Source organism: uncultured Phyllobacterium sp. (genome assembly GCF_902479695.1).
In the GTDB taxonomy this organism is placed as follows: domain Bacteria; phylum Pseudomonadota; class Alphaproteobacteria; order Rhizobiales; family Rhizobiaceae; genus Phyllobacterium; species Phyllobacterium calauticae.
In genome coordinates this window covers 1-22,206 of the sequence record NZ_CABSQF010000029.1, presented here as the reverse complement: position 1 = coordinate 22,206, position 22,206 = coordinate 1, and the positions used below count along the sequence as shown (strand labels likewise).

General features: G+C 60.0%; 17 protein-coding genes and 1 pseudogene. 14 read left to right on the top strand and 4 right to left on the bottom strand.

Features of this window, described 5'->3' with window-relative positions:
- Both RDL77_RS16960 and RDL77_RS16955 read left to right on the top strand, forming a co-directional pair.
- Nucleotides 1–1,065 carry an EscU/YscU/HrcU family type III secretion system export apparatus switch protein gene (locus RDL77_RS16960; RefSeq protein ID WP_223615483.1) on the top strand — a complete coding sequence of 355 codons (1,065 nt, stop codon included), beginning with the start codon at nucleotides 1–3 and terminating at the stop codon, nucleotides 1,063–1,065.
- A gap of 30 nt (nucleotides 1,066–1,095) precedes the next feature.
- Complete coding sequence (locus tag RDL77_RS16955) at nucleotides 1,096–1,536, top strand: hypothetical protein (protein WP_223615484.1); 441 nt, start codon at nucleotides 1,096–1,098, stop codon at nucleotides 1,534–1,536.
- Nucleotides 1,537–1,544: 8 nt separating this feature from the next.
- Here the strand turns inward: RDL77_RS16955 and RDL77_RS16950 are convergent, their stop codons facing one another.
- On the bottom strand, nucleotides 1,545–2,339 hold the full coding sequence (locus tag RDL77_RS16950) for a helix-turn-helix transcriptional regulator (RefSeq protein WP_223615485.1): 795 nt from the start codon (nucleotides 2,337–2,339) through the stop codon (nucleotides 1,545–1,547).
- A 494-nt stretch (nucleotides 2,340–2,833) separates the two neighbouring features.
- On the opposite strand from RDL77_RS16950, the gene RDL77_RS16945 reads away from it, so the two are divergent.
- Nucleotides 2,834–3,988 (top strand): DUF3095 domain-containing protein, encoded by a 1,155-nt coding sequence (locus tag RDL77_RS16945; protein ID WP_288193860.1) that lies wholly within the window; start codon nucleotides 2,834–2,836, stop codon nucleotides 3,986–3,988.
- A gap of 2 nt (nucleotides 3,989–3,990) precedes the next feature.
- Here the strand turns inward: RDL77_RS16945 and RDL77_RS16940 are convergent, their stop codons facing one another.
- Nucleotides 3,991–5,334, bottom strand: a complete 1,344-nt coding sequence (locus tag RDL77_RS16940; protein ID WP_288193859.1) for a nucleotide sugar dehydrogenase — start codon at nucleotides 5,332–5,334, stop codon at nucleotides 3,991–3,993.
- Nucleotides 5,335–5,594: 260 nt separating this feature from the next.
- Entirely contained in the window at nucleotides 5,595–5,723 is a 129-nt protein-coding gene (locus RDL77_RS16935) for a hypothetical protein (RefSeq protein ID WP_288193858.1), read from the bottom strand.
- 105 nt (nucleotides 5,724–5,828) lie between these two features.
- Here RDL77_RS16935 and RDL77_RS16930 point away from each other — a divergent pair, with 105 nt between their 5' ends.
- The 10 genes from RDL77_RS16930 to RDL77_RS16885 all read left to right on the top strand — a co-directional run bounded on the left by RDL77_RS16930 (nucleotide 5,829) and on the right by RDL77_RS16885 (nucleotide 19,896).
- Nucleotides 5,829–7,166 (top strand): adenylate/guanylate cyclase domain-containing protein, encoded by a 1,338-nt coding sequence (locus RDL77_RS16930; RefSeq protein ID WP_288193857.1) that lies wholly within the window; start codon nucleotides 5,829–5,831, stop codon nucleotides 7,164–7,166.
- Nucleotides 7,163–8,125, top strand: coding sequence for a polysaccharide lyase (locus RDL77_RS16925; protein WP_288193856.1), 963 nt, complete (start codon nucleotides 7,163–7,165; stop codon nucleotides 8,123–8,125). The genes RDL77_RS16930 and RDL77_RS16925 overlap by 4 nt, the downstream gene beginning before the upstream one ends.
- A gap of 406 nt (nucleotides 8,126–8,531) precedes the next feature.
- Nucleotides 8,532–10,421: an ABC transporter ATP-binding protein gene (locus RDL77_RS16920; protein WP_223615490.1), complete on the top strand. Its 1,890-nt coding sequence runs from the start codon at nucleotides 8,532–8,534 to the stop codon at nucleotides 10,419–10,421.
- Nucleotides 10,415–12,322, top strand: coding sequence for an ABC transporter substrate-binding protein (locus RDL77_RS16915; RefSeq protein ID WP_288193855.1), 1,908 nt, complete (start codon nucleotides 10,415–10,417; stop codon nucleotides 12,320–12,322). The genes RDL77_RS16920 and RDL77_RS16915 overlap by 7 nt, the downstream gene beginning before the upstream one ends.
- A 2-nt stretch (nucleotides 12,323–12,324) precedes the next feature.
- Nucleotides 12,325–13,323: an ABC transporter permease gene (locus RDL77_RS16910; protein ID WP_223615492.1), complete on the top strand. Its 999-nt coding sequence runs from the start codon at nucleotides 12,325–12,327 to the stop codon at nucleotides 13,321–13,323.
- Nucleotides 13,320–14,495, top strand: coding sequence for an ABC transporter permease (locus RDL77_RS16905; protein ID WP_223615493.1), 1,176 nt, complete (start codon nucleotides 13,320–13,322; stop codon nucleotides 14,493–14,495). The genes RDL77_RS16910 and RDL77_RS16905 overlap by 4 nt, the downstream gene beginning before the upstream one ends.
- Before the next feature lie 102 nt (nucleotides 14,496–14,597).
- On the top strand, nucleotides 14,598–15,812 hold the full coding sequence (locus RDL77_RS16900; RefSeq protein WP_288193851.1) for a glycosyltransferase family protein: 1,215 nt from the start codon (nucleotides 14,598–14,600) through the stop codon (nucleotides 15,810–15,812).
- A gap of 10 nt (nucleotides 15,813–15,822) precedes the next feature.
- The gene (locus RDL77_RS16895) at nucleotides 15,823–17,070 is read left to right on the top strand and encodes a glycosyltransferase (protein ID WP_288193850.1); all 1,248 of its coding nucleotides are present in this window, start codon (nucleotides 15,823–15,825) and stop codon (nucleotides 17,068–17,070) included.
- A complete protein-coding gene (locus RDL77_RS16890; protein WP_288193849.1) occupies nucleotides 17,067–18,197 on the top strand; it encodes a glycosyltransferase family protein in 1,131 nt (376 codons plus the stop codon). Before RDL77_RS16895 ends, RDL77_RS16890 begins: the two co-directional genes overlap by 4 nt.
- Before the next feature lie 142 nt (nucleotides 18,198–18,339).
- The gene (locus RDL77_RS16885; protein ID WP_288193847.1) at nucleotides 18,340–19,896 is read left to right on the top strand and encodes an EAL domain-containing protein; all 1,557 of its coding nucleotides are present in this window, start codon (nucleotides 18,340–18,342) and stop codon (nucleotides 19,894–19,896) included.
- Here RDL77_RS16885 and RDL77_RS16880 read toward each other — a convergent pair.
- Nucleotides 19,893–21,500 (bottom strand): CYTH and CHAD domain-containing protein, encoded by a 1,608-nt coding sequence (locus tag RDL77_RS16880; protein WP_288193846.1) that lies wholly within the window; start codon nucleotides 21,498–21,500, stop codon nucleotides 19,893–19,895. The genes RDL77_RS16885 and RDL77_RS16880 overlap by 4 nt on opposite strands.
- 304 nt (nucleotides 21,501–21,804) lie before the next feature.
- Here RDL77_RS16880 and RDL77_RS16875 point away from each other — a divergent pair.
- Nucleotides 21,805–22,206 (top strand): annotated as a pseudogene (locus tag RDL77_RS16875) (hypothetical protein); the annotation flags it as partial.

Genomic DNA, 22,206 nt, shown 5'->3' with positions numbered 1-22,206 from the left:
ATGTCGGACGGGCCCGACAAAGAGAGTAAAACCGAGGAAGCAACTGAGAAGAAAATCAGTGATGCGGTCGAGAAGGGCAATCTGCCCGTCTCGCGCGAAGCGCCGATCCTTGCCTCCATCGCCGCCTTTCTCGTCATCATGGTTTTCGTCGCCGTGCCCAGCGGCTCGAAACTGGTGGCGTTCCTCTCGGCCCTGCTTGACAAGCCCGAGGAATGGCGGCTCAACAGCGCGCAGGATGCCCGGCAATTGTTCGGCATCGTCGGCCTGGCCGTGGGTGCGGCCTTGCTTCCCGTCTTCATCATCATTCCCACCGCCGGCATCCTCGCATCGGTGCTGCAGAATGCGCCGCGCATGGTCTTTGACCGTATCCAGCCGCAGTTTTCGCGCGTATCCATTGCAAAGGGCTGGACACGCATCTTCGGCGCGTCGGGCCGCATAGAATTCCTCAAGTCGGTCTTCAAGTTCGCGGCGGCCAGCATCATCGTTTTCATGATGTTCTTCCGCAGCAGCCATTTCTTCGTCGACACGATCATCACCGAACCCAGCCAGCTGCCCGAGCTCATCCGCAGCAACATCACCCGGCTTCTGGCATCCGTGACGATTGCGGTGACCGCGCTCGCAGCCTTCGACCTTGCCTGGGCCCGTATTCACTGGCGCAGCGAACTGCGCATGACCAAGCAGGAGATCAAGGACGAGCACAAGCAGGCAGAGGGCGATCCGCTGCTGAAGGCCCGGTTGCGCTCGCTCGGCCGTGACCGGGCGCGCCAGCGTATGATTGCCTCGGTTCCGACGGCCACGCTGATCGTCGCAAATCCGACACACTTCTCCGTTGCTCTACGCTACAGCCCGGCGAAAGATCCGGCCCCTATCGTGGTTGCCAAGGGGCAGGATCTGATCGCTCTCAAAATCAGGGAGATCGCCGCGGCCAATGACATACCGGTTTTCGAGAATGTGCAACTGGCGCGCGCGTTGTACAAGCAAGTGCAAGTGAACAATGCCATTGCACCAGAATTCTACAAAGCCGTGGCAGAACTGATCCAATTCGTTAATGTACGACGTAAATAATAAAACCGTTTCCAATCGGGTAAACAGCAGATGAAAAGAACGCAATATTCGGTTGCCCGAGTTGATATCATTTCAAACCACCTGACAGAGGTCATCCATGATCTTCGTCTTGTGGATGTTGCCGACTATATTGCCTTCATACGCTGTGAACTGTTCGGCAACATTGCCGATATCGTCAATTCAGCGACGGAACTGACATTCTATCCCGATACGTTGACGTTCGGTCTTGGCGGTGAATATGCGCTGGACTGGAACACCGCGCCGAAAGTGATGCTCGATCTCGAGTTCAGCAATATGGGGGTCAATGCCTATTTCCGGCTGACGCTGTCTTCCGAAAGCACCGAGATCGATCTGCACCATTTGCGGTTTGCCGAAACGGGGCATAGTCCCGCGCAAAACACCGCATTGCTGGCCCAGGCCTTCGAGAATGCGCGCCTGCCGCAATTGTCGGCATCGGCAAAGGCGCAATAACCGCCTTCCTACAGATAGGCCTTGGCAACGGTGGGTATGTCGATCACGCCGAGAGCAAGCGCCGTCGCCACGGTCGATGTTCTGTTGGAACAGCCCAGCTTGTTCTTGGCGTTCTGCAGATAGGTGACCACCGTCCAGCGCGCGATATTGAGAATCTCGCCGATCTCGCCATCCGTCTTGCCATTGGCTGCCCAGAACAGGCAGTCGATCTCGCGTCTGGTCAACAGATTGGAGATGATCGCGGCAAGGGCCGGATTGCGGGTGCCGTGCAGGGCGTTGTGGATACGCGCCGAAGCTGCCGATAACTGTTTGCGCCTGCGCTCGACAAAGGCACCCTGCTCAGCCTTTTCGACGTCGAAGGTGAAGAGCGTGATCCCGCGGAAGCCGAAGGCATTCGTCGCGCAAATCGCAAGATACAGGTTGCCAAGCCCGCGCCGTTCCGCGTCCATCAGATAGCGTTTTACGGCTGGCGAAGGGATGGCATCGGCAGTCAGGTTGCAGATCGTGCCGGGCGCATCGGCACGCGGCTGGAACAACGTCATCCCCTGCATCACCGGATCGATCTTGAGATAGTCCTTGGCAAAATAGCGCAACATCCAGCTGACCGGATAGGTCATCAGAAGCGGGACATTTTCATCGACCACATCGCTGCCAGGCCGGGGTTCCGGGTGCCCGACATGGGCAATGTGGCGGCAGCCAGTCTGCTGTTTGACCTCGTGCAGCATTGCAAGCGTGTCCGAAGCCACCACGTCCTTGAACAGGCCCTTTTGAAAATCGGGAAAATGGGCCAGTTCAAGCAGCATTGGATACAAGTCATTCCTCTTGGCCCGCAAAGTGCCGGCTTCCGCAACGGTATTCTTCTGGATTTCAGATGGCTTTTCATCGCATGGGATTAAAAGCCCCTTCATGCTCGCACGAGACAGGCAGGCAGACAAGACGATGAACAATTGTATTTGCAGTTTTTCACATAATTGCTGCAAAAGGCAATTTATGGTTGAACTTGCCTGCTAAGCTTTGATTATCGGTATCAAGCCTGACAAACCAGAAAACACGTGTCTCCTTTGACGCACATTTTCCAATGTTTTCGGTCATTTTACCGCAAAATTCGGGCACAGGCGCCCTGCTGTTGCGATCGCGCCAGGTGTATCCACAACCGCTGCGCGCATGGTTGGCGCGCTTGCCTTTGGCCGGGAGGCGGCCCCGCACCGGTTGCCGGCAAGACCCGTTATTCCCGCTTCATCGCCGTACATTCATCCTGCCGGTCGCCTGTTCCTGCACAATGTGCTAATTGCCTTGCATGGGTGCCATTGCAAACGACGATTTCTTCGACTCGCTTCCCGTCTTCGTTGACTTCGAAGGCGTAGCGGATGCGGGCAATTATCGGCCGCTCCCCAACGACTGGATACTGGCAGTGGCCGATATTGTCGGCTCGACCGGGGCGATCGAAGCCGGGCGTTACAAGGCCGTGAACATGGCAGGCGCAAGCGTCATCTCCGCCCTGCTCAATGCTCTGGGCAGGCACAACTACCCCTTCGTCTTCGGCGGCGATGGCGCGCTTGTCGCCATTCCGGCCTCCGCGGCCGTGCAGGCGCGTGAAGCGCTTGCCTCGGTTCAGGCGTGGGTGCGTGAGGACCTGCAACTGACCCTGCGTGCCGCCCTCGTGCCGATGAGCGAGATCAAGGCGCAGGGCCTTGACGTGCGCGTTGCCCGGTTCAGCGCCAGTCCCGAAGTCTTCTACGCGATGTTTACGGGCGGCGGCAGCAGCTGGGCCGAGGCGCAGATGAAAGCCGGCAAATATGCCATCGCCGCCGGCCCCTCCGGATCGCGCCCGGATCTGACGGGGCTTTCCTGCCGGTGGAATCCGATAGTGGCACGCAATGGCGAAATCCTGTCCATCATCGCCATTCCCGGCGACGCCGGCGCAACGGCGGCATTCCAGCAGCTTGTTGCCGACATCGTTGCGATTGCCGCCGAACAGAATCGCGGCGCGCATCCCTTGCCGGCGGATGGACCACCCATTGCATTCAATACCAGCGGTGTGGAGACGGAGGCACGCGCCACAGCCCCCAGGGGGCAACGCCTTCTTCGCAAAATCGCGATACTCGCCCAGATCGCCCTGACCGTTGCGATGGACAGGCTTGGCCTGCATTGGGGGAAATTTGATCCGAAACAATACAAGCGCGACGTCGCGCGGAACTCGGATTTTCGCAAATTCGACGATGGTCTGAAAATGACGATTGATATCGATCCGGCCCGGTTGCAGCGCATTGAGGCGCTGCTGGAAAAGGCATCGAAGGCAGGCATCGCCCGCTTCGGCCTGCACCGGCAGGATTCTGCCCTGATGACCTGTCTTGTCCCGACCCCCATGTCGCGCAATCACATGCACTTCATCGACGGGGCATCGGGCGGCTATGCCATGGCGGCCAGCAATCTCAAGGCCAAGCTGTCCTGATCCTAGGATTTCACAATATGCCCGGCGGCGAGCCCGCGCCTGGTGAAAATGTTGCGCGTATCGACGATCAGCGGCGACCATTCGGCCAGCGCCGCATAATCCACGTCGTCATGGTCGGTCGAAACCAGAACGGCATCGTAGGATTTCACCGTTTTTTCATCCAGAGGCACGGACGCACGGCCTTTCAGCGCCATATATTCGCGGGTCGACGGTATCTCGCTGACAAACGGGTCGTGATAGTCCGCATGGCCGCCGCGCTCCTCGATGATTTCAATGAGGCGCAGCGACGGGCTTTCACGGATATCAGGCACGTTCTTCTTGTAGGCAAGCCCGAGAACCAGCACGCGTGAGCGGCTGAGCGCCTTGCCCGCCCGGATATCCAGTGCTTCGGCCAGTTTGCCGACCACATAACGCGGCATGGCGGAGTTGATCTCGCCTGCCAGCTCGATGAAGCGGGTCGGCAGCTCGTACTCGCGCGATTTCCAGGTGAGATAGAACGGATCGATCGGGATGCAGTGGCCCCCGAGGCCGGGGCCGGGATAAAACGGCATGTAGCCGAAGGGCTTTGTCTTGGCCGCCTCGATGACCTCCCAGATGTCGATGCCCATGGCGGCGTAGACGGTTTTCAGTTCGTTGACGAGCGCGATGTTCACCGCCCGGAAGATGTTCTCGGTCAGCTTGACCGCCTCGGCCGTGGCGTTGGACGAGACGGGAACAACCGTCTTGACCGCGGCACCGTAGAAAGCCTGCATCAGCCGGCTGGCTTCCTCGCCATCGCCCGCAACGATTTTCGGTATGGTCGAGGTCTGGAAATCGCGATTGCCGGGATCTTCCCGCTCCGGGGAAAAGCCGAGGAAGAAGTCCTTGCCGGATTTGAGACCGGTCTTTTCCAGAATCGTTTTGACCACATCATCGGTTGTTCCGGGATAGGTCGTCGATTCAAGCACGACAAGCTGGCCGGGCCGGAGCGCCGCGGCAATCGAGCGGCAGGTTGCCTCGACGAAGGACAGGTCGGGATCGCGATGTTTCGTCAGCGGTGTCGGTACGCAGATGACGATCACGTCGCACTGGGCGAGCCGGGCAAAATCGCTTGTCGACCGGAACCGGTTCTGCGCCGTTTGCGCACCGAGCGACGCGTCCGTGACCGCCTCGATATAGGAATGGCCGGCGTCGAGGGCGACAATCTTCTTCGGATCGATATCAAAGCCGGTCACCGAAAACCCGCTCTGGGCAAGGGTGATGGCGAGCGGCAGCCCGACATAGCCCAGCCCGATCACCCCCGCCTGGGCGGTGCGCGCGTCGATTTTGGCGGAAAGGTCGGAGAAGGGAGAGGAGGAAACGGCCAAGGCGATCTCTTCTTTGCGAAGCACGCCGCGTGAGCGGATGCGGTTGAGGGCGCAGTGGCGGCCCGGAATTCGTCCGGTTTAGATGGCTGCTCCAGCCACCGCTGTCAAGCAAGGCCGGCGGCGTCCGGCCTGTCACAAACAGTTGATGCGACGGCAAGCCCGGTCTGGCGCGCTGCTGACAGGAGGTTGTCAGGAGTGCGTGCCGATCCGGTGAATTAACCCCGGCGCCTCTATTGTTTCAGATCGGTGACATGCCCATTTCAGTGCCAGCACGCAATCAGGATCGATAGAGAACCGCCAGCCAGCCATCCATTTGAACAGAACCGGGCATTGCGATTGTTGCCGGCGACCCCGCTGCCAGCGTTGACACCCTTGTCCGGTTCGCTCATCTTGTCTCCGTATCTGCTTGTTTTGGGTATGATTTTTCATGTGCCCGGCCGATCACGGAACAGCGCATCGAAGCTGGACGCGGTTCGCAAGGACAAGGACGAGTGATGAGCACGCAAACGGATGTTTCCACCATACTTCTCGACAAGGTCGCAGACTGGCTCACACGTTCTTCTCTCGCCGGCGAGAATCTTGAGACAATCATACGCGGTTTTTGTGAACGCATTGCCGCGGCGGGCCTGCCGATTGCCCGCGTCCACCTGACGTTCTCCATGCTGCACCCGCTTTACGATGCGCTTGGCTTTACCTGGCAGCGCTCCAGCGGGCTCGTGGTGGAAGGCTATCGCCACAATGCGGGCGAGAAACCCGAACGCTTTCTGCTCAGCCCCTATTATTATCTGCTGTGCAACAACCTTGAACATGTGCGGCGGCGCATCGATGCGGACGGGCCGCATGAATTCCCCATCTTTGACGAGCTGAAGAAGCAGGGCGTGACGGATTATCTGGCGTTCGTGCAGCCTTTCAGCGGCGAGTCGACACAGGGCATGATGGGCTCCTGGTCAACGGACAGCAGCGCGGGTTTCAGCGAAAGCATGATCGGTGCACTGCTGAAGCTGCAGAACCATCTGGCCGTTGCTGCCAAAATGGCGGTTCTCGGCAAGCTCGCCGACAACATGCTGACCACCTATCTCGGCGGCAATGCCGGCAAGCGCGTTCTCAACGGCCAGATTCGCCGGGGTGACGGCGAAACGATCCGGGCGGCCCTGGTGATGGGCGACATGCGCCAGTCGACCATGCTGGCCGAACGGGAAGGCCGTCAGGCCTATATCGATACACTCAATCATTTCTTCGATGCGATCGCCGCGCCATTCAACCGCGGCGGCGGTGAAATCCTCAGTTTCATGGGGGACGGTTTTCTTGCGGTCTACCCCTGCGGCCGACACAAGGACGCTTCAAAGGTTGCCTGTCAGGCGGCTCTTTCGGCTGTCTTCAAGGCACAGGCCCGCGTGGCGGAGCTCAATCGCGACCGGCGCAAGGACGGCCTCAGCGACATCCGCTACGGCATCGGCCTGCATGTGGGCAATGTCATGTTCGGCAATGTCGGCCTGAAGGACCGCCTGACCTTTTCCGCCTTCGGTTCCGCCGTCAATGAGGTGCAGCGGCTGCAGGGCCTGACCAAGAAGTATTCGCGCGAAATCGTCGCCAGCCAGGCGTTCGCCAACTATTGCGGCGGCGACTGGACAACCCTCGGCGAAGAAAAATTGCGCGGCGTCGGGCAAAAGGTCACTGTTCTCCTGCCCAAACAATCGGCTACTGTCGTGGCGGAAGATGCCTTTGATGAAGTGGCCTATGACGGCCTGTCGGAAGCGGAACAGGTCATGCTGCTGCACCGCGATGCGAAAACACTGGATCAGAGGCCCCTTCTGGAGAAGTTCATGCAATGAAGCGAAAGACCGTTCTGATGGCTGCCCTGGCTGCAAGTATGACTCTCTCATCCCAAGCCGGCGCAGAGCCAAGGAGCGACGTGCTCATCGACCGTTTTGATGGTCAGGACTTTTCGCCGGCCGGCGGCCTCTACTACCGCAAGAATTTCGAGCAGAGCGCAGGAACGGTTGAATTTCAATCCGAGGTCACGCGCAATGGCGGCGGCGCCCTCAAGCTGAGCGTCAAGCCGCTGTGTCCGGGCACGAAGCACAATTGCAGTGAGCGGGCGGAAATCTGGGAAAAGACCGACAAGCGCGTGCCCTACAACCAGGGGGTCTGGTACGGGTTTGCCGTCAAATTTGCCGATCCCATTCCCAGCGACGATCACCGCTATCTGATTGCCCAGTGGAAACGCGAGATCGGGCCGAAGGCGGTCGGCGATTTCAGTCCCTTTCTGGCGCTGCGGCTCAACCAGGGAAAGCTGTTCGCCACCATCGAGACCAATTATATCGCGCCGGCCAAAAAGAACGGGATCGCGGCGGATCCGGCGTGCGCCGGCGGGCAGACACCGGTGTGGCTGCGCCCTGAAACCAACCAGATGCGCGCCCTTGTGGCGACCGATTCGAACTGGTCCGCCGAGAACGGCAAACAATTCTCCACCTGCACCAGCGCCATGACGGTGACGGATCGCGGCAACAAGCTGCCGACGCCGGATTCGGGCTGGATCGACTTTGCGATCTACACGAAGCCCGGACCTGACGGCTCGGGTCATGTCGAGATTTTTGCCAACAACAAATGGATCGTGACGGTCAAGGGCCATATCGGCCATGCCGACAAGGGACTGGGCAAGAATCAATATTTCAAATTTGGCCCGTACCGTGCCGCCGACGACAAGGAATGGACACTCTATTACGACGATTTCCGCCGTTCGCCGCGCTGCGAAGACGTCATGGACGCGCAGTTCTGCCCCGTGCTCTAGAGCCCGCCCACACAAAAATAACCCTGAAATGCCAGAGTGATGTCATCGGCGTGTGACCTAGGTCGTACACTCATAAATCTGATTGAAATGGTATGTGGCCATTTGTTCGGATACGAGGAGCAAAGACGAGGGAAATGTGGTTCATTTTTAAGGCTTTGCGACGACGTAGCCGGGCAAATGGACCATATCCTTCGGACGCCGAAACGGCTGCAAGCTGCAGTGTCGAGCCGCTCGGCCGGGGGAAAGGCCCCGCCCTTCGCATCTCTCCTTGCATCTTCTTGCCGTTTCAGGCGCCATTTCGATCAGATTTATGAGTGCACGACCTAGCTAGACTCACTGTATATCGTGCGATAGTCTTAATCGTAATGGCGATAATAAAAACGCTCTGGGGGAATGAAAAACTGGCATGACGTCGGGGTCTGATCTGTTGCGTATCGAGAATCTCGGCATTTCGTTTTCGATGCTGGGCGGGCGTATGCATGTCGTCAAGGGTGCGAATCTGCGCATCCTTCCGGGAAAAGTAACGGCATTGGTGGGTGAATCCGGATCGGGAAAATCCGTCATCAGCCAGTCCGTCATGGGCATTCTGCCCAACACGGCCGCCGTAACCGGCAAAATCCTGTTTACGGACCCGATCGACGGCAAAACCACCGATATTCTGCAATTGGAGCGGGACGGACCCGAAATAAGAGCCCTGCGCGGCAGCCGCATGGCCAAGATATTTCAGGAACCCATGACGTCGCTCTCGCCGCTGCACACCGTCGGCAACCAGATCAGCGAAGTCCTGGCCATCCACACCAAGGCGACCAAATCCGAACGCCGTTCGCAGACCGAGGAAATGCTGGGGCTGGTCGGGTTCTCCAATCCCAAACGCACCTATGACATGTACCCGTTTGAATTGTCGGGCGGCATGCGGCAGCGGGCGATGATTGCCATGGCGCTGATCTGCCGCCCTGCCCTGCTCATTGCGGACGAACCGACAACGGCACTCGACGTCACCATCCAGGCGCAGATCCTGGAACTGCTGCGCAATCTCCAGCACAAGCTCAATATGGCCATGCTGCTGATCACCCATGACCTCGGTGTCGTGGCCAACATGGCCGACGAGGTGGTGGTGATCTACCACGGCGAAATCATGGAAGCCGGGCCGGTCGACGCCATTTTCCGCAACCCGCAGCATCGTTACCTGAAGGGGCTGATGGCTGCCATACCGCATTTCGACATGAAACCCGGGGAACGCCTGAAGGCATTGCGTGAAGTACCGGTCAATTCCGGCGCGTTGTGGGGAAAGAGAAAGCACGAGGAAACGGCCCCTGACGTGCTTGTATCCGTGCGAAACCTCACCAAGAGCTACGGCATCCGCAAATCCGGTCTTTTCGGCAAGCAGGACAAGACCCGCATACGCGCCGTCGACGGTGTCAGCTTCGATATCCGGCGTGGTGAATGTCTTGGCCTCGTCGGCGAGAGCGGCAGCGGCAAGACCACCGTCAGCAAAATCCTGATGCGGGCAGTAACCCCGGATGGCGGCTCGGTGACCTTCGATGACGGCCGGGGCAAAATCGACGTGCTTGCCGCGCAGGGCGCCAAGCTTCTGGAATTGCGCACCAAAATCCAGATGGTGTTCCAGGATCCGGTTTCGTCGCTGTCGCCGCGCATGACCGTACAGAACATCCTCAGCGAGCCCCTGGAAATTCACGGGCGCGGGGATCGCGCCTATCGTCTGGAAACGGTGCGCGCGCTGATGCAGGCGATCGGTCTTGACCAGCGGTACCTCAACCGTTACCCGCACAGCTTCTCCGGCGGCCAGCGCCAGCGCATCGGCATTGCACGGGCACTGGCGCTCGGACCGCAATTGCTGATCTGCGATGAGCCGGTTTCGGCGCTCGACGTTTCGGTTCAGGCGCAGATCCTCAACCTCCTGAAGGACCTGCAGAAGGAGCTGGGCCTGACCTATCTGTTCATTTCCCATAATCTTGCGGTGGTTGATTACATGGCCGATCGTATCGCCGTGATGTGTGCCGGGCGCATTGTCGAGATTGCGCCCCGCGAAATTATCCTGCGCGATCCCGTCCATCCCTACACGAAAGCGCTTCTGGCCGCCGTCCCGTTTCCGGACCTCGACCGGCCGCTGGATTTCAAGACGCTCAAGGCCAGCGGTGCCTCGGATGAACGTGCCTGGGGACCGAAATTCTCCAGCGGCGACAGCGATGATCCGCTCTCGCCCGCCGATCTCGGCAATGGTCACGTGGTGCTGGCGCGGCGCAATGTCGATACACGGGAACTACGCTCGTGGTGACGCGGCGGACAGTCCTGGGCGCCCTTGCCGCCACCGTGGTTCCGGTCTCGGTCAAAGCGGCCGATCGCGAACGCGAACCGGAGTTTCTCGAGGACCGGCTGCGTGCCACCAGCCTGCCGCCGCTTGCCCAGCGTATTCCCAAACGGCCGCGGATTATCAACCTGAAGGAAATGGGCCGCGTCCCCGGACAGTACGGCGGAACGCTGCGCACCATCATCGGCAGCCAGAAAGATATCCGGTTCATGACCATCTACGGCTATGCCCGTCTGGTGGGATATGACGAACATCTCGTTCTGCGGCCTGATGTGCTCGAATCGTTCGAATCGGAAAACGACACCGTTTTCACCTTCAGACTGCGCGAGGGGCACAAATGGTCCGACGGTTCGCCGCTGACAACCGATGATTTCAGTTACTGGTGGAACGATGTTCTTCTGAATTCGGACCTGACGCCCGCTGGCGGCGCGCTGGAGCTGCGCATCGACGGGAAGTTGCCTAAGTTCGAGGTCCTCGATCCGCTGACCGTGCGCTATTCCTGGGAGTCACCGAATCCTGATTTCCTGCCCAGCCTGGCGGCCCCGCAAGCCCTGGTTGTGGTTGGCCCGTCGCTCTATCTGAAACAATTCCACAAGGACTATCAGGACAAGTTCCGCCTTGCCGCCCTGATGAAAGAAAACCGGGTCAAGAAGTGGGCCGATCTTCACATCAAGATGGCGCGCCAGTACCGTCCGGAAAACCCCGAACTGCCGGTGCTCGATCCCTGGCGGAACATGACAACCCCTCCGGCCGAACAGTTCGTGTTCGAGCGCAACCCGTTCTTCCATCGCGTCGACGAGAACGGACGGCAGCTGCCCTATATCGACCGCTTCATTCTGAACATCAGCTCATCGCCGATCATTCCGGCAAAGGCGGGTGCGGGCGAAAGCGAGCTGCAGGCCACCGGCATCGATTTTGCCGACTACACCTTCCTCAAGGATGCCGAAAAGCGCTATCCGGTGAAGGTCGACCTGTGGAAATTGACCCGGGGTTCACGGGTCGCAATCCTGCCCAATCTCAATTGCGCGGATGAGGGATGGCGATCGCTTTTTCGCGATGTGCGCTTCCGGCGCGCGCTGTCGCTTGCCATCGACAGGCATGAAATCAACATGGCGGTGTTTTACGGCCTGGGAACACCAAGCGCCGACACGGTGCTGCCGGAAAGCCCGCTGTTCAGACCGGATTATGCCAAGGCATGGATTGAATTCGATCCGGACAAGGCCAATGCGCTCCTGGACGAAGTGGGCATGCACAGGCGCAACGATGATGGCATCCGCCTGCTCCCCGATGGCCGCCTTGCGGAAATCACCATCGAAACGCCGGGCGAGAGTACGCTGGATTCCGATGTTCTCGAGCTCATAGTGGATCATTGGCGCAAGATCGGCCTGGCGCTGTTCACCAGAACCTCCCAGCGCGATATCTTCCGCAGCCGCGCCAAGGCAGGCCGGATCATGATGTCCATCTGGTTTGGCATCGCCAATGGCGTGGCAACACCGGACATGAATCCGGGACAGCTGGCGCCGACCACCGACGATCAATGGCAATGGCCGCTTTGGGGCATGCATTACCTGTCGCTCGGGCAGAGCGGCCAGGCACCCGACCTGCCGGAAGCACAGGAACTCGTCGCCCTGCAAAACCAATGGCGGAAATCGGCCCATTCGGCCGAGCGTGCGGACATATGGCACAAGATGCTGGCCATCTACACCGATCAGGTGTTTTCGATAGGGTTGGTCAACGGCACGTTGCAACCCATTCTGCGCTCCTCGCACTTGCAGAATGTTCCCGAAAAAGGTCTCTACGGCTTTGATCCGACCTGTTGGCTCGGGGTTTACATGCCCGATACTTTCTGGATGAGCGGGGGGACGTAGACGTGCTGCGATATATCCTATGGCGCATTGCCGCGATGGTGCCCACGCTGCTGATTATTTCGGCGCTGGTTTTCGTCATCATCGATTTGCCGCCCGGCAACTTCTTTGAAAGCCAGATCGCCGAAATGCAGGCGCAGGGCGAAACCGTCAACCTGCAGGATCTGGAACAGCTTCGCCACCAATATGGCTTCGACCAGCCGCCGGTTCTGCGCTATTTCCACTGGCTGGGCGGCATGCTGCAGGGAGACTTCGGCTACTCCTTTGAGTATCAGTTGCCGGTCACCGCTGTCGTAGGCGACCGGTTGTGGCTGACTGTTCTCGTTTCATTCGTCACAATTCTGGTGACCTGGCTGCTCGCCTTTCCCATCGGCATGTATTCGGCAACGCATCAGTACAGCTGGAGCGATTATGGGCTGACGCTTTTCGGCTTGCTCGGTATCGCCATACCCAACTTCATGCTGGCCCTGATCCTGATGTATTTCGCCAATATCTGGTTTGGCACATCGATCGGCCATCTCATGGATCAGAAATATCTCAGTGAGCCCATGAGCTGGGAAAAGGCGCGATCAATCCTCGCCCATCTGTGGATTCCCGTCATTATCGTTGGAACGGCCGGGACGGCCGGCATGATCAGACGCCTGCGCGCCAACCTGCTCGACGAGCTTCAGAAGCAATATGTGATGACGGCGCGGGCCAAGGGGCTGCATCCCTTCCGCACCCTGGTCAAATATCCCTTGCGCATGGCGTTGAATTTCTTCGTGGCCGATATCGGCTCGATCCTGCCGCATATCATTTCCGGTGCGGAAATTACCGCCATTGTCCTGTCGCTCGAAACGACCGGGCCCATGCTGATCAAGGCATTGCAGAGCCAGGACATGTATCTTGCCGGTTCGTTCCTCATGTTCCTGGCGTTTCTCACGGTGATCGGTGTGCTCATATCCGACATTGCCCTGGCCTTTCTTGATCCACGCATCCGGTTGCAGGGCAGGAGCACGAAGTGACAGCACAACTCCCGCTCCCCGGCGCGCCCCTGCAGCACTACGTCTCAAGCGCACCATTCGATCCGATGTCGATCGAGACGATGACCGAGGCTCAGGCCAAGGTTCATCTCGCATCGCAATTGCGGCTGATGTGGTGGAAATTCAGACGCCACCGCCTTGCACTGGCGTCCGGCATTTTCCTGATCGCACTCTACGGCATGATCATCATTGCCGAGTTTCTGGCGCCCTATAACCTGCACACACGCAATGTTGATTTCATCCATGCCCCGCCGCAGCGGGTCCGCCTGTTCCATGACGGGAAGCTGATCGGACCGTATGTCTATGGCCGTGAAATGACCCTGAACATGGAATCGCTGAAACGCGTATACACGGACAACAAGAGCGATGTGCAACCGCTGCGCTTCTTCTGCCGCGGCGACGATTATCGCTTCTGGGGCCAGATTGCGACCAATGTCCATCTGGTCTGCCCGGCCAAGGGCGGGCAGCTGTTCCTTCTGGGAACCGACCGGCTGGGCCGCGATGTGCTTTCCCGGATTATCTACGGCGCGCGCATTTCCCTGACCATCGGTCTTATCGGCATCACCATCAGCTTCGTCCTCGGCATCATCATCGGCGGGCTCGCGGGATACCATGGCGGCTGGTTCGACCTGCTCGTTCAGCGCGTCATCGAGGTATTGCAATCATTGCCTAGTCTGCCTCTATGGATGGCGCTTGCCGCCATCATGCCGGTGACATGGAGCCCGATCATCATCTACTTCGGTATCACGCTCATTCTTGGTCTGCTGGACTGGACGGGCCTCGCCCGTGCGGTGCGCTCCAAAATTCTGGCGTTGCGCGAAGAGGATTATGTTCTGGCGGCCCAGTTGATGGGAGCAAAAAGCGGACGTATCATCGGGCGTCACCTCGTTCCGGGATTCATGTCACACCTGATTGCAACGGCAACCATATCCATCCCGGGCATGATTCTGGGTGAGACGGCGCTGAGTTTTCTCGGTCTCGGCCTTCGTCCGCCCATCACCAGCTGGGGTATTCTCCTGACCGAAGCCCGCAGTGTCAGTGTAATCGCTTTTTATCCCTGGCTACTTTTCCCAATGATTCCGGTCATTCTTGTTATTTTGGCATTCAATTTTCTGGGAGATGGGTTGCGCGACGCCGCAGACCCCTACAGATAAGTGGAAAGTTGACATACCAATGGATTTGCATTCTCCCAGCCGTCCCGAATGTGCTGTGCAGCTAAACCTGCCAAAGCTATTCGTCTCAAAGAGGTTTTGACCATGATGCGGCGTTTTGAAGATGCTCGGATCCTCATGTACAGCCATGATACGTTTGGCCTCGGCCATCTCAGGCGCTGCAGGACCATCGCCCACTCGCTTGTCGAGGACTATCGCGGGCTCAATATACTCATCATTTCCGGCGCGACCATCGCCGGGGCATTCGATTATCGCGCCCGCGTTGACTTCGTGAAGGTTCCAAGCGTGATCAAGCTGCGCAACGGCGAGTACACGTCGCTTGCCCGGCACATCGATCTGCATGAAACCTTGAAAATGCGCCAGTCGATCATCCGGCACACCGCTGAAACGTTTCAGCCGGATATTTTCATCGTCGACAAGGAGCCCATGGGCCTGAAAGGCGAGGTCGAGGAAACCCTGGCCTATCTCAAGTCGCGCGGCACGACGCTTGTGCTGGGCCTGCGTGAAGTCATGGACGCGCCGCATCTGCTCGAGGCCGAATGGAAAAAAGCCAATGTGATGCAGAAGATCGACCAGTATTACGACAATGTGTGGGTCTATGGCCCGCCGGATTTCTACGATCCGCTGGTTGATCTCGACGTGCCGGCCGGCGTGCGCAACAAGATGGAGTTTGTCGGCTTCCTGCAGCGCAGCCTGTCCCACGACAAAGCCTCGGTGCATGTGCCGGAGGGCGATTACATCCTGGTGACGACCGGCGGCGGCGGCGATGGCGCCGACCTCGTCCACAACGTCATTCATGCCTACCAGCAGGACCCGACACTGACACACAAGGCCTTTATCGTGCTTGGGCCCTACATGCCCGCCAAGCAACGGGCCAAGCTGGTGAAAAAGGGCGGCAAGATCCCCTATATCGAGGTCATCGAGTTCGACAACCGCATGGAAGAGCTGATTGCCGGTGCGAAGGCGGTCGTGGCCATGGGCGGCTACAACACCTATTGCGAGATCCTGTCGTTCGACAAGCCGGCACTGATCGTCCCGCGCATCCAACCGCGCGAGGAACAGTTGATCCGGGCCCAGCGCGCCTCGGAACTCGGCCTTGTCGACATGCTCCTGCCGGAAGAGGCCGAAAACCCCCAGCTGCTCGCCGAAGCGCTCAAGCGTCTGCCTGACCGGGCACCGCCATCGAAAAGCGGCAAGGGCGAAGGCATGCGCTTGGAAGGGCTTGTCCATATCTCGACGATTGTCGGCGATTGGCTGGATGAGCGTCAGCAAGAACAACCTTTGGCCGTTGCCGAGTAAAGAGCCGATTTTGCCCATACGCCGTAAAACACTGGTGGTGCTGAAGGGTTATCCGCGCCTGTCGGAAACCTTTATCGCCCAGGAATTGCTCGGGCTGGAACGCGCCGGTTTCGACCTGACGCTCATTTCGATGCGCAAGCCGACGGACAAGAAGCGCCATCCCATCCATGACGAGATCAGGGCGCGGGTCGTCTATCTGCCGGAATATCTGCACGAGGAGCCTCTGCGGGTGCTGCGTGCACTGTTTGCCGGCTGGTCGAAGCCGGGCTTCAAACCGCTGCTGCGGCGCTTCTGGACCGATTTGCGCCGCGATGTCACCCGCAACCGGTTCCGCCGCCTGGGCCAGGCCCTTGTGCTTGCCCATGAATGGCCCGATGCGGGAGAATGGCTGCACGCGCACTTCATCCACACGCCCGCTTCGGTGACCGCCTATGCCAGCATCATGACCGGCGTGCCGTGGACGTGCTCGGCCCACGCCAAGGACATCTGGACTTCGCCGGACTGGGAACTGACGGAAAAGCTGGCGGAGGCCCGCTGGAGCGTCACCTGCACCCGCAGCGGCTATGAACACATGCGTGGGCTGACCGATCGCCGGGAGCAGGTGCACCTGAGCTATCACGGTCTCGATCTGGCGCGGTTCGGCCATTTCACCGGCGCGCGATCCAGCCGCAACGGTTCGAACCCGGCAGACCCGGTGCAGATCCTGAGCGTCGGACGCGCGGTGGAAAAGAAGGGCTATGACGTCCTCATGCGCGCACTGGCGGCCTTGCCCGGTGATCTCAACTGGACGTTTGTCCATATCGGGGGCGGCGACCAGCTGGCCAGGCTCAAACCGCTGGCGCAGAAACTTGGTATTGCCGATCGCATCACCTGGAAAGGCGCGCTCGCACAGGAAGAGGTGCTGGAGCATTATCGCCGCGCCGATATTTTCGCTCTGGCCTGCCGCATTGCTGCGGATGGTGACCGCGACGGCCTGCCCAATGTTCTCGTGGAAGCCTCAAGCCAGAATCTTGTCTGCATCTCCACCAATATTTCCGGCGTTCCGGAACTGCTGACCGACCGGGAAAACGGTTTTGTCGTGCCTCCGGAAGATCCGGAATCCCTGGCCCGGGCGCTGGAGGAAGCAATCCGCGCGCCGGACCTGCGCCACCGTCTCGGCCAGGCGGCCGAAGCGCGCGTGCGCGAGCACTTCGACCATATTTCCAGTATCCAGCAATTGACCAACCTGTTTGAAACCGAATGGCAAAGGACGGAATGACCGCTCCCCGTGTGCTCTTCTATGTCCAGCATCTTCTCGGCATCGGCCACCTCGCGCGCGTCAGCCGCATTGCCGCAGCGCTGGCCCGCGATGCATTCGATGTGACGGTCATCACCGGCGGATTGCCTGTTCCGGGATTTCCGGGCCCCGACATCAAATCCGTGGCCCTGCCCGCTGTTGTCGCCAGCAATGCCGGGTTTTCCGGCTTGGCCGACGAGCACGGCAACCCGGTTGACGAGGACTTTCTCCACCGCCGCCGGGATTTGCTGCTCGAGACATTTCATGCCGTCCGGCCCGATATCGTCATCATCGAGGCCTTTCCCTTTGGCCGCAGGCAAATGCGCTTCGAACTGCTGCCGCTGCTCGACGCCATAGCGGCCACCTCCCCCCGGCCCAAACTCCTGACCTCCGTGCGGGATATATTGCAGGAACGGTCCAAACCCGGACGGGATGAGGAAACCGTTGCGCTGATCAAGGCGCATTTCGATCATGTGCTCGTCCATGGCGACCCGGATTTCGTCACCCTGCCCGAGACATTTCCGCTGGCCTCCGAGATCGCCGGCAAGATCATCTATACCGGCCTCGTGGCCGCGCCTGTTGCCGCTCCCCCGGCGGAAAGCTTCGACATCGTCGTTTCCGCCGGCGGCGGCGCCGTCGGCCTTGATCTGATCCGCGCGGCCCTCGAAGCGGCGAGGACCTCGAGCCATCGCGGCCGCTGGTGCCTGATAACCGGGCCCAATCTGCCGGAAGCCGATTTTGCGGCACTTTCACACGCCGTGCCCGACAATGTCAGCGTGGTGCGTTTCCGCAAGGACTTCCCTTCCCTGCTGCGCGGCGCGGCGCTTTCCATATCGCAAGCCGGGTACAATACGGTCTGCGACGTGCTGCGCGCGCAATGCCGTTCAATCCTCGTGCCATTCACCGCGGGCGGCGAAACCGAACAGACAGTGCGGGCAAACCGCCTCGCGGCGCTTGGGCTGGCCGTGGCCCTGCCTGAAAACGGCTTGACCGGGCGCCTGCTCGGCGAGACCATCGAGGCATCGCTCGCACAGCCCAAACCGGGCAGCCATCGTCTCGATCTGAACGGAGCCGCGCACACTGCAAAGCTGCTGCGGGACATGCTGTAGCAGCGGCATCGGGATCTCACGCTCCCGGCAACAGTTGCGGTTGATACATCCGAAATCCGAGCAGAGAATATCTGGTTCATTACCACTTGTTATCCCGCCTGCGATACAGTCGCCCAAATATAGTGCGGATGAGATCACGCGAATGCCAGTAATACGATCCTTTAAATGGCGGATTGTGCCGCAAATTACTCTGGCCATTGCTCTCATTGTGCTGGGAAGCCTCGCCGGATCGTGGATCGGCAGGCTTGTCATCATCCGCAGCGACCGCGGGCACATGCTGTCCCTGTCGAACCAGCTGCTGAAACGCGCCGACTTCGTTTTCGCCGAGGCTGATACGATCCTGTCCAAGGCAAATGAAACCGGTTTTCCATTCTGTTCGAACGATGAGATCAACCACCTGCGCGATGTGCTTTTCGATACGAAGTATCTGAAGGACATCGGACGCGTGCGGGATGGCGCATTTCATTGTTCCGCCGTCTTCGGTTCAGCCAAGCCCACCCCACTTGCCAAGCCGGATCTTGCAACGAATGACGGCACGCTTGTCTACGCCAATACGCCGCTGGCCATTTCCAACACCCCGGCGCCCATCATCGGCAGGGGGAATGCGAATGTCGTGCTCGACCCCACCGCATTCGACGCCATGACAGATCCGAACTATAGTTTCGGCATCCTGTTCAAGCCGCCCGGCGCGCAAAACCCCGTCGCGATGTTCGGCGGGCTGAATGCGGGAAAGCGGCGTGAAAAACTGCCGGAGGGTGCCGGGCGGGATGGCGATATCGTCTTTCGCAATCTCTGCGGCGAACGGGCATGCGTTTCCCTGCAGGCCCATGTCAAGGACCTGGAGGAGGATGCGTTCCCCATCGAGGCCAGCATCACCGGCCTTGGCGGCACCCTGGGCGGGGCGCTCGCCCTCATCATCCTCCTTCTGCAGCGCAAGCGCCTTTCGCTCGGCGCCAGACTGGCCCAGGCCCTCGACAAGCGGCGTCTTACCGTCGTGTACCAGCCCATTTTCGATATCGGGACGAACACGCCGCGCAGTGCCGAGGCACTGGTGCGCTGGACGGATGGCAAGGACACCATCTCGCCGGACATCTTCATTCCGGTAGCCGAAGACGAAGGGCTGATCAAGCGCATCACGCTCTATGTCCTCGACCGCGTTCTGGCCGATATGGATGCCTTCCTGCAAGCGGACCGGACCTTCCGCATCAACGTCAACATATCCGCTGCCGACCTTGTCGATCCGGCATTTGCTTCGGCGCTGGAACAGCGCCTGCGGCAGGCCAATATCGGAAGCGAACAGCTCGGCCTTGAAATTACCGAGCGATCAACGGCCAATGCCGACGCTGCGGTCGACGCCATCCGGACACTTCGCGCGCGCGGCCACCACATCTACATCGATGATTTCGGCACCGGCTATTCCAGCCTCGCCTATCTCGGCAACCTCAATGTCGATGGCATCAAGATCGACAAGTCATTCACCCAGACGATCGGAACCGGTTCGGTGACGGTCTCGATTGTCCCGCAGATCATCGACATGGCCCGTGTCCTCAACCTCGGAATCGTTGTCGAAGGCATCGAGACAGCCACGCAGCGGGACTACTTCGCCGAACTGCAAACGCCGATCGACGGTCAGGGATGGTTTTACGGCAAGCCGGTCAGTGCCGCCGCGCTGCAGGAACTGGTGCAGGAAAAATTCTAGGGCCGTGGTGCCCAGAACGGCGCGGTGTCCTTGAACGCCCGCCATCTGCCGATCAGCTGTTTGCCGCCCGCCGCCTGGCGGTGCCCCTGCCAGCCGATGATGGCCCCGACGGCCCGGTTTGCCTCCGCGCCGAGAGAATCATGGTCGAGCGTATCCATGAGCTCATGCGCGCTCTTGATATCGTTCGCCTCACCCAGAAGGTCCTGCAGCCGCGACAGGCGCTTCAGGTATTTTGCGGTCACCGGCCGACTGGAATAGAGCGGCAGAAAAAACTCCACGGCATAGCGCAAGCGCTTCAGGCCAAGGCGCAGCCGATGGCGCGCATCGGCGTGAAGATGGCGAAAGCCGTGCCCTCGCCTGCGGACCTGCCGTTCTATCCGGTCCAGCACCCGCGCCGCAAACTGCGCCAGCGGCTCGGTCAGGATGCGCAAATCCTCGCTGGCAATATCGTTGCGCCAGCTCCTCTGTTCGATCACCAGCCCCAGGGACAACAGGAACCGGTTGGTCCTGGGATCGCCGATGATACGCCGGACGGCCTGGTAGGCCTGATCGTGGGAGGACATGCATGCCGCACGGAAGGCGGATATATTGACGTGCGGCAGGTTGGCTTCCTCAATCTCTGTGAGGGTCGAATGCAGGAAAACGTCCCAGTTTCGGGCGGGACCCAGCGCCTGCCCGAACAGTTTTGCCTCGGTGCTGAGGTTGTCCAGCGACGGCGCCTGCAACTCGCGGCAGAGAAAATGCAGCGCCACGCGCAATCGCCGGAGCGCGACGCGCAACTGGTGGACGCCTTCCGGCTCCTGCCCGGTTTGACTGGCGCTAAGATTGGCCACGATCTGCTGCTGGCAATTGGTCAGAAGCTTGGCAATCGCCTCATCGACCGTATCAGACCTGACGAAGCCGGACGGTGCCGCCTTGACCGCCGATGGTTCATCGCCAAGCGCCAGCGCATACCCCCGCGCCGATTTGCTCTGCGTTTCCAGGCAAAGCGGCGCAACATCCATCAGATTGAGACCGAACTGATAGAGCGCCGCGACTTTCCCCTGCTTCAGCTCAAGTTCGACTTCCGACAGCGGCACACGCGACGCGCCGAATTCAATGACGCCGTCGTCGAGCGCAAGTTCGATCCGGGCGTCCTGATGGTCGAGCATCAGCAGATGCCGCCGGACCCTGGTCGCAAAAACCGGTGCCAGCTCATCCACCGTCATTCCGTCCAAAGGCGCGCCGATGTCGGCAAGCGGCAACAGAGCAAGGTCGGGCGCCATGCCGCTCACCACCGTCTCCCACTCATTGCGTTGCAAAGAACCGTGATCCGCTGCCCGCTTGACTGTCTGCACATGTTGACGGCCCTCACGCCGGACACGCAGCGACAATCCCGCCGCAAACAGCCGGTGATCGGAGGTGTCGTAATAGGTGGCATCAAGCCGCCGGATCAAGCCCTTGTTGCGGGCGGCCTGCTGAACCGCTGCGGAGGCGCGAATTTCATCGAGCATGCCCACGGGCGCCCGCAGCTTCAGCTCGATCTCGACGGGGGCACGCGGCGGAACGGCAGCAGTCGCGACGCCCGCACCGTCCTGCGTTCCGTGAACCGAAACTCCAGCCATTCCGTCCGCTCCCGTCGATCATCCCGTTGCACGGACCATACTATCGCGTGTGCGCCGTCTTGGTAGCGCAAATATTGTTGAGCCGGGTTGCCCGGCTGATGGCCAGCGGGACCCAGGGCAGTCGCCGCTGTCATGAGCGTATTACATTCCGGTTCTAGACCCTACCGGAAAGGTCTCCATGCGCGATTCCGGGGGGCGGTCTCTTCCCAAGATCGACCCCGAGACCACCCGCCACACTGTCTTGCCAAAGGATTTTTCCATGCGCCATCTGCCATCAATCCTGTTGCGGTTGCTTGCAACCTCCATGGCCATACTTCCGGCCGCAGCCTTTGCCGATAATTCGGTTGCGATCAGCGGTGCAACGCTCGTCAACAAGGGGCTGGTCGGCGTTGGGCGAATTCCGGCCAATCAGCGTGACAAGTTCGGTGAAACCTTCGGTTCCGGCTCGGGCATGGCGATGAACCCGGCCGACTGGAGCCGCGATGGCAACAGCTACAAGGGCACGATGCTGCTCCTGCCCGACCGCGGTTACAATGTGGCGGGGACAAACCACCACCCCCCCCCCCCCAACAACCTGCCGGTCCGGGCTCCGCCCGGGGCGGCCGCCGCCACCCCCCCCCCCCCCCAACACCAAGACGCGGGCGCGGGCGCCCCCCCCCCCACCCTGTTGCAGGGGGGGGGAAAAAGGGCCCGAACAACACCCCCC